8 protein-coding genes are annotated in these 12,455 nt (G+C 70.4%); 3 read left to right on the top strand and 5 right to left on the bottom strand.

Translation table 11 applies throughout. The annotated features are described in order from the left end of the window. Positions 1-2: 2 nt before the first annotated feature. From OWM54_RS25105 to OWM54_RS25090, 4 genes are all read right to left on the bottom strand, one after another. On the bottom strand, positions 3-662 hold the full coding sequence (locus OWM54_RS25105; RefSeq protein ID WP_267699129.1) for an HAD family hydrolase: 660 nt from the start codon (positions 660-662) through the stop codon (positions 3-5). Between the two features lie 84 nt (positions 663-746). Beyond that, positions 747-1,325: an ExbD/TolR family protein gene (locus tag OWM54_RS25100; protein ID WP_141327011.1), complete on the bottom strand. Its 579-nt coding sequence runs from the start codon at positions 1,323-1,325 to the stop codon at positions 747-749. Positions 1,326-1,349: 24 nt separating this feature from the next. Next, the gene (locus tag OWM54_RS25095; protein ID WP_267699128.1) at positions 1,350-1,838 is read right to left on the bottom strand and encodes an ExbD/TolR family protein; all 489 of its coding nucleotides are present in this window, start codon (positions 1,836-1,838) and stop codon (positions 1,350-1,352) included. A 128-nt stretch (positions 1,839-1,966) separates the two neighbouring features. After that, entirely contained in the window at positions 1,967-2,707 is a 741-nt protein-coding gene (locus OWM54_RS25090; RefSeq protein WP_046716649.1) for a MotA/TolQ/ExbB proton channel family protein, read from the bottom strand. Between the two features lie 323 nt (positions 2,708-3,030). Here OWM54_RS25090 and OWM54_RS25085 point away from each other — a divergent pair, with 323 nt between their 5' ends. From OWM54_RS25085 to OWM54_RS25075, 3 genes are all read left to right on the top strand, one after another. Further along, complete coding sequence (locus OWM54_RS25085) at positions 3,031-3,909, top strand: general secretion pathway protein GspE (protein ID WP_267699127.1); 879 nt, start codon at positions 3,031-3,033, stop codon at positions 3,907-3,909. 224 nt (positions 3,910-4,133) lie between these two features. Next, a complete protein-coding gene (locus tag OWM54_RS25080; protein WP_408891801.1) occupies positions 4,134-5,438 on the top strand; it encodes a bifunctional methionine sulfoxide reductase B/A protein in 1,305 nt (434 codons plus the stop codon). A 214-nt stretch (positions 5,439-5,652) separates the two neighbouring features. Then, complete coding sequence (locus OWM54_RS25075) at positions 5,653-10,536, top strand: hypothetical protein (protein WP_267699126.1); 4,884 nt, start codon at positions 5,653-5,655, stop codon at positions 10,534-10,536. A 16-nt stretch (positions 10,537-10,552) separates the two neighbouring features. On the opposite strand, the gene OWM54_RS25070 is transcribed toward OWM54_RS25075, so the two are convergent. Continuing rightward, entirely contained in the window at positions 10,553-12,451 is a 1,899-nt protein-coding gene (locus tag OWM54_RS25070; protein WP_267701164.1) for an ATP-binding protein, read from the bottom strand. Between the last annotated feature and the right edge of the window lie 4 nt (positions 12,452-12,455).

The following is a 12,455-nucleotide window of genomic DNA, read 5'->3' as shown; positions in this document are numbered from 1 at the left end:
CGTCAGCCCCGGGCCGAGCGAAGCGCCGCGAGCAGCTCCTCCGCCGTGGTCGCCACCGCGCGCGCGCCATTGCCGTGCAGCTCCGCCACGTCGCGGAAGCCCCACGTGACGCCCACGCCGTACATCCCCGCCGCGCGCGCCGTCAGCATGTCCACCGCCGTGTCCCCCACGAAGCCGCACACGCCCGCCTCGACCCCCAGCTCCGTCGCCATCCCCAGCACCGCCGTCGGGTCCGGCTTGCGCGGGATGCCGGGCCGCTCGCCATACACCCGGGCGAAGGGGAGCCCCGGCAACAGCCGCTCCACCAGCCGCTTCACGAAGCTGTCCGACTTGTTGCTCAGCACGCCCATCACCACGCCGTCCCGCGCGAGCGCGTCCAGCATCGCGGGGATGCCCGGGTAGGCCGCGGTCCGGTCGAAGAGGTGCTCGTCGTAGTACGCCCGATAGGTCTCCAGCACCGGCGCCGCCTGGTCCTCGCGGCCCGCGGGCACCGCCCGCCGCGCCAGCTCCCTCACCCCCTCGCCGACGAAGCGGCGGTAGTCGGCCTCCGGATGCGTGGGCAGGCCATGGCGCGCGAGCGCATGGTTCATCGCGTCGGCGATGTCGCCCAGCGAGTCCACCAGGGTCCCATCGAGGTCGAAGAAGACGGCACGAAGCTGCATGGGATGAGGTCTCCAGACAAAACGAAAACGCCCCGGCCGCGGTGGGCCAGGGCGTTCGAGCAGACCGCTCGAGGATGCGCGTCGCTAGTGCGTGGCCGCCGCGGTGGCACCACCGTCCGAGGGCGCCACCGTCATCACCGCGAAGTTGATGTTGTTGTAGCCCGCCGTGGCGCAGCTGAACATCACCCGCTTGATGATGGCGTACTCCACGTCCTTGTGCGCCTGGATGTTGATGTCGCCCTTGAACGTGTTGGCGTCGTCGTTCGCCATCGCGTGCAGGTCCTCGAACTGCTTCTTCATGTCCCGCAGCTTCTCCTCCAGCGCGGGGATGTTGAGGTACTCGTCCTTGGAGAAGTCCTCCACGCGTCCGACGATGGTGCCGGAGACGCTGACCTGGTCGCCGGAGACCATGACGACGGGGTGCATCTCCACCTCCGCGACGTTCACCGCCTCGGGCAGCTGGATGTCCTTGGTCATCATCAGCACCTCACCCGTCGCGGAGAAGTTCGCGATGAGGAAGAGCACGATGATGACGAACATGTCGACCAGCGGCGTGATGAGCAGGTCGGCGTAGCCGCTGCGCTTGCCGTGCGCGCCGTGCCCGAACACCTTGGAGTGCTGGAGGCGCTTGCCGTACCGCTTGCCTGGAACCTTGATGGCCATGACTGGGTGTGGCTCCGTGCTCGGCTAGCCCATCGCCGCGGACACCGACACCTGGGGCAACCCAGAGCCGATGCACTCGTCGATGATGCGGACCAGGTCCTCGTAGCGGACCTTGTCCTCGGGCTGAAGGGTGATGGCCGTCTGGTCCGGCAGCTGCGCCTTCAACTCCTTGAAGCGCGCCACCAGCTTGGACAGGTCCGTCTTCCCCTTGCCGTCCTTGGTGAGGGGGATGGGGTCGAACGTGCTCTGGTCCGCCGACAGCCGAAGCTCCGTCGGGGTGATGAGCAGCGTCAGCTGAACCGTCTTGGTCTCCGTCGGGGGCGGCTCCTCCTCCGTGGAGGGACCTCCCGCCTGGGACACCTGGAGACGACCGATCTGGGTCCAGACGGCCGTCATGATGAGGAAGCTGATGGTCACTGCCATCAGATCGATGAAAGCGGTCAGGTTGATGGCGGCATCGAGCGGCTTCTTGCCGCCCTTGCCACCTTGACCTGTGTCCATTCCGCCAGCCATGGCGTTCTCCTCCTAAGGCCCCGCGCGGTGAGGCGCGGCAAGAGACTGAAAGGGGCGCGCCGCACGTCCCCACTCATGGGGACAGGACAGCGCGCCCGGGTCGCGGGTTCCCGAGCGGGAGACCCGACTCAGTCGTCGTGGTGGTCCCGAGCGGCGGGGACGTTCAGGTTCTTGAACTTGTCCTTGTTCGCCACGATGAGGTTGAGCACGGAGACGCTGGTCTCGTTGATGTCGTTGACCAGCGACTGGGTGCGGCCCATCAGCACGGAGAAGGCGATGAGGCAGGGAATCGCCGTCACCAGCCCGAAGCCCGTGCAGTTCATGGCCTCGGAGATGCCGTTGGCGAGAATGGTCGCCTTGTCGGCCGGGTTCACGTTGGCCACGGCCTCGAAGCAGGAGATGAGACCCGACACGGTGCCGAGCAGACCGGCGAGCATCGCCGCGTTGCCGAGCATCGCGAGGTAGCCGGAGCGGGCCTCCAGGCGGGGCGTCTCGCGCAGGGTGGCCTCGTCGAGCGCCGCCTGCACTTCGTCCTGGCCCTTCGGGACGTTCATCAGACCGGCCTTGATGACGCTGGTCAGCGGCGTGGACTTCTGCCCCGCCACGTAGTTGATGGCCTTGTCCAGGTCACCCGCGTAGATGTGCTTCTTGAGGCCGCGCAGGAAGGCTTCCTTGTTGATGGAGGCCTTGCCGAACAGCACGATGGTGCGCTCGACCATGATGGACAGCGCCACCACGAGACACGCGGCGATGGGGTACATACCCCACTGACCGGCCTCCCAGCGCTTGGCAATCTCTTCGAAGAAGCCCCGCTCGGGGCCCCCCGCGTTGGCGAGCACGGCCAGATTCGTCAAAAACCCCAGGTTCATCGCGTCTTGCCTCCACGGCGGCTCGGCCCGGCGCTCCGGACCTTCCAGAACCTGTCGCCCCCCCGGGCGTGCGCCCCAGTGATTGGGCGGCAGGAATGGATGTTGAAAACGGTGGTGCCGACTTTAGGAATGGCTGTCTGGGGTGTCAAGGCAGGGGGCCCGGCGTTAAGTGCTGAAATCTCACAGGAATTTTGCGCTGGAGTACCCCTTGCCAGCATGGACTCCAGGCAGCAATGCGGGCCATTTCCGGGGGCTTCCCAAGAACGGGCGGTTGTGTCTGCGGGCGCTTGGGCGCCTGGGGGCCGCGTGGTAATGCCGGCGCCATGGCGAGGAAGCGCATTGGCGAGCTGCTCCTGGAGCAGCGGGCGATCAGCGTCGCGCAGCTCGAGGCGGGGCTTTCGGCCCATCGGAAATCGGGCCAGCGGTTGGGAGCCACACTCATCGCGCAGGGGGCGATCACCGAGGCGACGCTCGCGGGGGCGCTGAGCCAGGCCCTGGGGATGCCGCAGGTGGACCTGGCGGCGGTGACTCCCGAGTGGGCGGCGGTGCACATGCTGCGCGCCAGGTTCTGCGAGCAGCACGACCTGTTCCCCATCGCGTTGGAGAGCGTGGGCGGGCGCCGTCAGCTCGTGGTCGCGATGAGTGATCCACTCAACGTACCGGCGGTGGAGGAGATCGAGTTCACCACGGGACTGAAGGTCAGCGTGCGCGTGGCGGCGCTGTCGGCCGTGCGTGGCGCCATCCTGCGCTACTACCACAAGGTGCCGGTGGCGACCGCGAGCGGCACGGCGGCGGCGACCCCGCCCCGGCCCGCCCCCACGGCGCGTCCGCGTCCGGCGGTGCCCGCGAAGCCCGCGCCGGTCGCGCCCGAGGAGGATGACGAGGAGGTCATCGTCGGCGAGGAGCTTCCTCCGGGTGAGACGACGCAGCGCACGTCGCTGGCGGAGTTGATCCGCACGCGAGAGGAGCAGCGCAAGCAGAAGCGCGAGCAGTCCGCGGCGAAGCCCAAGCCCGCCTCGGGCGGCGGCGTGCTCGATGATCTGGACTATCTGTTCGGCCAGGCGCGCGAGGACCCGGACCGCGTCGAGGAGCTGGAGCGGAAGTTCTGGGCGCTGATGCGCATCATGGCGCGCAAGGGCCTGCTCACGAACGAGGAGTTCAGCCGCGAGCTGGACGACGAGGACAAGCCCCAGCAGGGCTGAGCCTCGTCGTCGTTCCGGGTGCTGGCGCGGGCGTCGCGACAGCACTCATCCGCACCTCGCGGGGCTGCCCTCGAGACGCCGACATCCCGCATCGAGGGCGACGTGCGTGTCGGGGAGCGCGGCGGGCTCGAAACGACCGCGATATCACGTGAGCCTCGAAGCGCGGCGCCACGGCCGGTCCTCCCTCGACTCCCTGCAGGATTGGCGACGTGTCTTTCGCGGGCATGCGTGGCGCGGCGGGCTCGGTCGTCCGCCGGCTGTCCGGGGCGCCCGCGACACAAGTGTCACCGCGGCTGAAACCGACTTCGGGGCCCGCGCGTAAGGGAACAGAACCCCCGCGCGTCGCGGCGTCACCGGAAGAGGTCTGCGCCATGTCGTCCACCTTCGTCGTCACCTCGCGTCGCGCTTCAGCGAGCGCCTCGCGGAGCCTGTGGTTATGCATGGCGTTCGCGGTGTTCGCGGCGTGCACCCAGGCGAGCGGCGCGGCCTCGGGAGGCGGCGCGCTCGAGTCGGGGACGCTCGCGGTGACGAAGGACACCCGCCGCTACGAGAAGCCCTCGGATGCGGAGCTGCGCCGCACGCTCTCCCCTGTCGCGTACCAGGTGACGCAGGAGTCGGCGACCGAGCCACCGTTCCGCAACGCGTACTGGAACCACCACGAAGAGGGGCTCTACGTCGACGTCGTCACCGGAGAGCCGCTGTTCTCCTCGCGCGACAAGTTCGACTCGGGCACGGGCTGGCCCAGCTTCACCAAGCCCGTGGACACCGCCCGCGTCGTCGAGAAGCGCGACGAGAGCCTGGGCATGGTGCGCGTCGAGGTCCGCTCGAAGGCCGGCGACTCGCACCTGGGACACCTGTTCGATGACGGCCCGCGCCCCTCGGGACAGCGCTACTGCATCAACTCCGCGTCGCTGCGCTTCGTGTCCGTGAACGATTTGGAGAAGCAGGGGTACGGCGAGTGGCTCGCGCTGTTCGGTCGCAAGCCCACGAGCGCCGCGGCGCCGAAGGTCGACGTGGGCAAGGCGCTGGCCGCGTCCGGTGTCACCGAGACGGCGCTGCTCGCGGGTGGCTGCTTCTGGGGGATGGAGGACCTGCTGCGCAAGATTCCGGGCGTGCTCCAGACGGACGTCGGCTACACGGGGGGCTCGCTGGAGCGGCCCACGTATCAAGACGTGAGCACGGGCAGGACGGGACACGCCGAGTCGGTGCGCGTGGTGTTCGACCCCAAGGTGCTCAGCTACGAGACGCTGCTGGAGCAGTGGTTCTTCCGCATGCACGACCCGACGACGCTCAACCGCCAGGGCAATGACGTGGGCACGCAGTACCGCTCCGCCCTCTTCGTGCTCTCCGACAGGCAGTGGCAGGTGGCCGAGGCCGTGAAGGCCCGCGTCGATGCCTCCGGGAAGTGGAAGCGCCCCGTCGTCACGCAAATCGTCCGCGCCGGTGAGTTCACCCCCGCCGAGGCCTACCACCAGGACTACCTGGTGAAGAATCCAGGCGGATACACCTGCCATTACATGAGGGACTGAGAAACCCCGCGCCCTCGAGGCCGCTCGTACGCCCCAGAGATGGGGAAAGCGTGAGAGCACTTCGCGACTCAGGCTGGATGTTTCATGACCCGCCGAGCAGGCGCAGCGAGGTGGGTGTGAGTGCGGCTATGCTGGGTGGATGATCTGCCCAGTCTGCGCGCGACTTCGCGACGGGGCATCGGGGGAGTCATGCCAGGAATGTGGCAACGCCCTCGTGCCCGTCACCGAGCCGCACTTCGAGGCCCTCGTCAAGACGACGCTGTGGCGACACATCGCGTCCTGGCGCGACGGCGCGCTCATCGATGAGTCGACCGCGCTGCGGCTCGAAGGAACGCTGACGCCGGTCATCGCCGAGCCCGCGGTCGTCACCGCGCCGGAGGTCGTCCCCGTCGCGCCGCCGCTGGACCCCGCCGCGCGCGTGGAGGCCTGGGCGGACGGTGTCGCCGCGTCGGTGCGAGGCGCGGAGGGTTGGACGTGGGGATGGGCCGGAGCGCTCGCGCGCTCGTTGGACAACGCGGCGAAGGAGGAGCGTGCGCAGGCCGCTCGCCGCAAGCACGGGGACCGCGACGCGAGCGAGGACGACCTGGGCTCCGCGCTGGGCTCGGGACAGTCGCTCTTCGCGCGGGATGCCTCTGGAGCGCTGGGCGGCGGGCTGGAGGCGATGGTCGCGCTGGATGCGGAGCCCGCGAGCTCGGCCCGGCTCAATGATTTCATCTGGTGGTTCCTCGGCGCCGTGCTGGTGCTGGGCGGCTCGCTCATGGGCGTGCGCGAGGCCTGGCAGGCGTTGGGCGGCGTGCCCCGGCAGCTCCTCGTGACGGGCGCGCTGTGGGGCTACCACGCGGCCTTCATCGGGCTGGGGGTGTTCCTGTCACGCCGCTCGTTGCCCGTGGGCCGCGTGCTGTCGGGCATCGGGCTCGCGCTGCTGCCCGTGGCCTTCATCGCGATGTCCTCGCTCGTGGGCCTGTCGCTGACGGTGGGCATTCCGGTGGCGCTCGGAGTCACGGCCATTGGACTGGTGCCGCTGCGCTCCGCGGGCCGGTTGCTGTACGGGACGTCCGCGTCGGCGCTCGCGCTGGCCCTGTTCCCGTCGCTGCTCGCGGGACTGCCGTTGATGGGGCTCGACGATGCGCCGTGGGCGCGTGTGCTCTGCGCGTCGGTGGGTGTGGTGGCCCTGGGCGCCACGCTGTGGCGAGGGCGGGCCGCGAAGGACGCGAGCACGGTGCTGGTGTCCGCCTGCGCCGCGCTCCATGGCGCGCTCTGGCTGGCGGTGTTCGCCGTGGCGAGCGCGCCCTCGGGCTTCGACGCGATGGAGCCGGGCGGCGCGTTGTTCGCGGGCATGACGCTCTGGACGCAGGGGCTCGCCACGGTGCTCGCGCTGGTCGCGACCACGGAGTTCGCGCGCGGGACGCATCCGCGACTGAGCGCGGTGGTCGAGACGGTGGCGCACGCGGTGCTGTCCGCCGGGGCGCTCGCGGGCGCGCTGGGTGCGTTCACCCTGGGCGCCGGAGATGATGTTCAGGTCGCCGCCGCATCGGCGCTCGCGCCCGTGGTGGCCGCGGGAGTCTTCTTCCTGCTCGAGTCGCGACGTCGGGCCCTGGTCCATCCCGCGGTCATGGCCACGCTGCTGGCGGGTGTGCTGGTGGCGCGTGTCGTGGCGCCCACGGATGCGGGCTGGTGGGTGTTCGGCGGCGCCGTGGCCGCGTCCGGGTTGATGTTCGCTTCACGCAGGTTCGCGGCGGCGATGCTGAGCATCAAGCTGCTGACGTGGAGCCTGGTCGCCACGGTGGCGTCGATGCCGCTGGTAGCGCGCTTCGAGGGCGAGAGCACGCCGTGGCCGCGCGTCCTGACGGGGCTGTGCATCGCCCTGGTCGCGCATGTCACGGGCGGCTGGCGCTGGCGCGCGCTGCATTACCTGGGAGGCCTGGCCGCGCTCTTCGGCGCGCTGGCCTTCGTGGATGGAACCCCGGAGCTGACGGGAGAGTGGAGCCGACTGGCGGTCTTCGCGCTGCTGGCCACGCTTTACGGCGTCGTGGGGCACGTGCAGCTCGCGTGGGCGAAGCCGGCGGCTCCGCGCGACGCGTTGTTGCCGCTGGATGACCTCTCGATGGTGCTGGCCTCGGCGGGCGTGGTGCTGTCCGTCGCCGTCTCGCCGGTGGTCCCCGAACTGCTCTCGGGACTGCCTGGCACGGCGTGGCTCGCGCTGCCCACGGCGTGGGCGTCCGCGTGGTTGCTCCTGCGAGCGCGGCGGGATGAAACCCGGCTGGTCACCCTCCTGGCGGCGCTGGGTGTCTCGCTCGTCGTGTCGCAGGTGCTGGGGACCACGTGGGACTTCCAGTCGGCGCGGGCGGCGCTCGTCGCCGCGTCCGTGGCGTTCGGCTTCGCCGTCTTCGCGGCCCTGCGTCCTCGCGTGCCCGTGGTGACCGACGGGACGCCGCCCGTGCGCGGCTTCTGGGGACGGAAGGTGTTCGACCTGGTCCCCCTCCCCCTGGGAGCGCGCGGGCTGTCGCTCTACACGGACGGCTTCGCGACGGTGGCGCTGGCCCAGGCCATCATCGCGACCCTCACGTTGGCCCACTGGCTGACGCTGCCCTCCGACGCGGAGCGCGCGCTGTGCCTGCTCGCGGGAGGGATGCTCGCCGCGGTGGCGCTGCTGGCCTTCGTGTCGCGTGGGTTCGTGGACTGGCAGCTGCGCGGCACGGTGGTGGCGCTGGCGGCGATGGGTGGCTTCATCGCGCTGACGGCCATCATCAACCGCGCGGGTCGTCCGTTGCCTCCGGACATCGTGGCGATGCGCCATCCGCTCGTCGGAATCGCGCTGTGGGGTATTGCGCTGGCGACGCGGCGCTTCGGGCCGTGGGTGGCGGCGCGACTGGAGAAGCCCTCTCACGGGCCGCACTACCATCTGGTGCCCCACGCGGGCGTGCTGGCGCTGGTGTTCGTCCTGCTCAAGGGCGCGGTGCTCGTCGGCCTGCCGGACCCGTCTCGCGCGCTGGGCATCATCCCGCCGCTGATGGTGCTGGGCGCGGCGATGCTGATGTTGTTGCTCGCGCGCTCGTTCCGCTCGGTGCCGCTGGCGAACGTGGGGCTGTACCTGGGGATTCCAGGGGCTGCGCTCTGGGCGGCACGGCAGTCGCTGCTGGGGCCGTCGCTCGTGTCGCTGGCGCCACCGGATGGACAGTGGGTGCGAGCGGGCGCGGAGGGCTACCACTGGCTCCAGGAAGGCGCGTGGCTTTCGCCCGGGGACACGCTGTTCCTGCTGTGGCAGCGCGCGTTCGTGGGCATCGCGGCCGTGGGGCTCGTCTACGCCGCGGCCTCGATTCGTGGGCTGCCCGAGTCCTTCCGGCACCTGCTGCACCGTCGCGCGGTCACCACGGTGGTGCTCGTCAGTCTGGCGGCGCTCTTCCAGCCCGGGCTGATGGCGGCGGGGCTGGTCTTCGCCACGGGCGTGGTGCTGTTCGTCGGCGGGGCACGGACGAAGGGGCGCGGCGTCCTGGGAGTGAGCGTCCTCTTGCTGGTGCACGCCGCGGCGCATCGCGTGCCCATCCTCGAGGCGTGGCCGGGTCCGGTGCTCGCGCTGGTGGGGCTGCTCGTGGTGACGGTGGGGCCGTGGGTGGTGGCGCGGCGCGGGATGCCCGAGGGGCCGGCGCGAATCCGCATCCAGCAGGCCATGATGGTCTACCTGGCGGCCGGTGGGCTGTACGCGCTGGCGGTGAACGGTGACACGTCGCCGACGTTCGCGGCGCTCAACCTCCTGGGAGAGGTGCTCATCGGCCTGGGGGGGACGTGGATGGTGTCACCGGCCTTCGCGGTGACGCTGGCGCTGTCCTCGGCGGCGGTGATGGTGGCGGCGCTCCGCTGGAAGGGTTCGTTCGCGTCACTCGTCGCGGCGATGGCGACGGGGATGATGGGGGCCACGGTGGTGGCCTCGGTGATGACGTTCTTCACCATCCGCGCGAGCCTGTCGGGCCCCTGGCTTCGCTATGACGACCTGTTCTCGGTGCATGGCGCGGCGCTGGCGCTCGCGGCCGCGGGAGCGGTGGCGGCGATGCAGGCGGCGCAGCGGTGGGCGCGGACGCGGCGGCTGGACATCGCGGGCGGGATGACGTGGGGGCGCGACGGGTGGCTGGTGACGAGCGGGCTGATGCTCACGCTCTTCGCCGTGGTGGGGCAGCCGTCCGACGAGGCGCTGAGGCTGGCCATCGCGGCCATCGGCCTGTCGGTGCTGGTGGCGCTGCACTGCGCCTGGGTGGAGCACACGGGGCGGCACGTCTACTTCGTGCAGCTCGCGGTGGTGGGCGTGTACGCGATGGTGCGGGCGCTGTACGCCTCGGGGCTTCGGGCCGAGCACGACGCGCTCTTCGCGCTGGCGCTGGGCTTCGTGTTGGTGGGCGTGACGGTGATGGCGCGGCGCGCGGGGGTGAAGCCGGTGGAGGCGGCGACGCGCAGGTTCGCGGCGCTCTTGCCCATCGGCATGGCGCTGGTGTTGCCGGGCGAGGCGACGCGGGAGGCGGCGCTGCTCGCGGGAGGCTCGGGCCTGTTGTACGCGGCGCTGGGGGCGGTGGAGCGCAGCCGGATGTTCGGCGCCTTCGCGGCGGCGGCGTGCAACCTGGCGCTGCTCATCGCGGCGCTGGCCTTCGGACTGGAGGGGCTGGAGATCTACCTGGCGCCGCTGGGGTTGTTGCTGCTGATGCTGGGGCAGCTCTTCACGGAGAGCCTGCCGCACGCGGCGCGCAACACGGTGCGCATCCTGGGCGGGCTGCTCCTGTACGTGCCGGCCGCGTCGAAGCTGGCGATGAGCGTGGGCCAGTCGCCGGACGGGACGTATGCGCTCGTCTTCGGAGGTGTGTGCCTGTTGGGCGTCGTGGTGGGCATGGCGCTGCAGATTCGCGCGTACCTGGCGCTGGGCACGCTGTTCCTCACGCTGGACGTGGTGGCGAACCTGCTCGACGCGGGCCTGAGGGACCATCGCATCGGCTTCCTGGTGATGACGCTCGCGGGCCTCACGCTCATCGGCGGTCGCATCCTGACGACGATGAAGCGTCAGGAGTGGGAGCTGCTGGTGCGCAAGGTCCGCGTGGAGCTGCGCGGCTGGGACTGAGCAAAGGCGGCCGCTGTCACTCCACGGGCAGTGGCAGTCGCACGGAGAACGTGGTACCCACGCCCACGGTGCTCTCCACCGTGAGCCGGCCACCGTGGTTCTCCACGATGCCCTGGCAGATGGACAACCCCAGCCCCGTGCCCTTCCCTTCCGGCTTCGTCGTGAAGAAGGGCTCGAAGATGCGCTGCAGGTGCTTCGGGTCGATGCCCGTGCCCGTGTCTCGCACCGACACCACCGCCTCCTGACCCTCGCGCCGCGTCGAGAGCATCACCGAGCCGCCCGGCGGCATCGCGTGACACGCGTTGGTGATGAGATTGACGAACACCTGCACCAGGTTCGCCCGCACCGCCGACAGCGGCGGCAGCTCCGAGTACTCCCGGTGCACGCTCACCCGCGCCTGCCCCACCACGTGCTCACAGAAGCCCACCGCCATGTCCACCACGGCGTTGAGCTGCACCCGCTCCGGCCGGTCCTGCGCCGGCCGCGCATAGCTGACCAAATCGCGCGTGAAGCGCAGGATGCGATGGCTGCTCTCCAAAATCTTCCGCAGCTTCTCCTGGTCCGCCGGGTTCGCACCCGGCGTCGTCCGCGAGCGCTGCAACAGCGCGTCCGCGTACGTGGCCACCGCCGTCATCGGGTTGTTGATTTCATGCACCACGCTGGCCGCGAGCTGCCCAATCGACGCGAGCTTCTCCGCGTGGATGATGCGCTTCTCCAGCTCCTTCACCACCGTGATGTCCTGGCCGATGGCGATGACCCCCTCCACCTCGCCGTGGTGCGCCAGCATCGACGACGTGGCGAAGGACACCCGCACCTCGTGGCCCTCGCGTGACAACAGCCGCGTCTCGAAGCTGTTCACCGACTCGCCGCGAATCGCCGCCGCGATGACCTGCGACAAGCGCAGGTGCTCGCTCTCCGGCACCAGCCAGAAGATGTCCTTGCCCAGCACGTCTTCCTTCCGGAAGCCCGTGAGCGCGCTCAGCGCCTGATTGAACACCACCACCTGCTTGTCCCGATTGGCGACGAGGATGAGCGCGTTCGCCTTCTCCAGCAGGTCCTCCAGGTACTTGCGCACGAACGTCAGCTCGTCGATGAGCTTCGCGTTCTTCACCGCCACCGCCACCTGGCTGGCCAGTTGCAACAGCACGCGCTCGTCGTGCTGCACGTCCGCGTCCAGGCCCTCCGGGTACTCCATGTTGATGGCGCCGAAGAGCTGCCCGCTCGCCACCAGCGGCGCGCTCACGCCATGCGTGCTCCCGACGAAGAGCAGCGGCACCTCGCCCAGCACCGTCACCCGCCCCGGCGGCAGCGCCGCGCGCCCCAGGTTCAGCTTCTCCACCGCGCGCTGCAGCAACACCAGCGGCTCGTGCGCGCCCTCCTTCAGCCGGCCCTCCGCGTAGAGCGACGTCAGCCCGCCCGTGCGCGAGTCGGTGATTCGGATGCAGAACGAGCGCCCGGGGAACAGCTCCTTCACCCCGCGCGCCACCGCGGCCACCAGCTCCTCCTCGCCTCCCGCCTCCGCCACGCTGCGGCCCAGGTCCAGCAGCACGCCCTCCGTGCGCGCCTGCTCGAGCAGCGCCCGCTCCGCCACCACCAGCCGGTTGCGCGCCAGCTCCGGGTCGTTCCTCGCCCGCACGGCGACCACGTCCCCCCGTCTGGACAGCGTCACCACCGCGCCCGGCTTCCCGGCGAACGGCAGCTCCACGTCGCAGCTCGAGTTGTCCACCGGCACGCCCACCGACGACAGCGTGCGCGCGACGTCCTCCACCGTGACCTGGTGGTCCGCGCAGAAGCGGTGGAAGGCCTCGTTGACCGCCAAGAGCCGCAGCATGGGGTCACACAGCGCCACGGGCGCGTCGAGCGCCTCGAAGAACGCCTGGAAGGACTCGGGCCCTGGGCCGCTGGGGATGCGCATGGCG

The sequence above is a fragment of the Myxococcus sp. MISCRS1 genome, from assembly GCF_026626605.1.
Lineage (GTDB): Bacteria > Myxococcota > Myxococcia > Myxococcales > Myxococcaceae > Myxococcus > Myxococcus fulvus.
Note: the sequence above shows the minus strand (reverse complement) of the source record. Positions and strands in the feature narration are given on the sequence as shown.